This is a genomic window from Psychrobacter sp. 16-MNA-CIBAN-0192 (genome assembly GCF_040309565.1).
Taxonomy (GTDB): Bacteria; Pseudomonadota; Gammaproteobacteria; order Pseudomonadales; family Moraxellaceae; genus Psychrobacter.
Genome location: NZ_JBEOOX010000416.1, coordinates 1 through 259 on the forward strand (window position 1 = coordinate 1; position 259 = coordinate 259).

At 37.5% G+C, this 259-nt stretch carries 1 protein-coding gene; it reads right to left on the reverse strand.

Features of this window, described 5'->3' with window-relative positions:
* The coding region (locus AAEY78_RS13800) for a glutathione S-transferase C-terminal domain-containing protein (RefSeq protein ID WP_352339924.1) at positions 1–259 on the reverse strand (259 nt) is incomplete at both ends.

Consider the following 259-nt stretch of genomic DNA (forward strand, 5'->3'; position numbering starts at 1 on the left):
ACGTTAAATAACGGACTATTCATTAGCGTTGCTAACCAAACTCTCACTTTAGGAGATTGGTTGTTGTTAAACCATATCGGCTCAACATTAGCAAATTGGCGAATAAATGGAAAAATAGCAAAGTCAGCTAATGTGACGGTATCTGTGCATAAAAACCGATGTTGATTTAAGCAGGTTTCTAGACGTTGTATAAAGTTTTCTGCTTGTTGTCGATACCAGAGTTGACTGTATTCGGGGTATCTGTCGGCATACTTATATT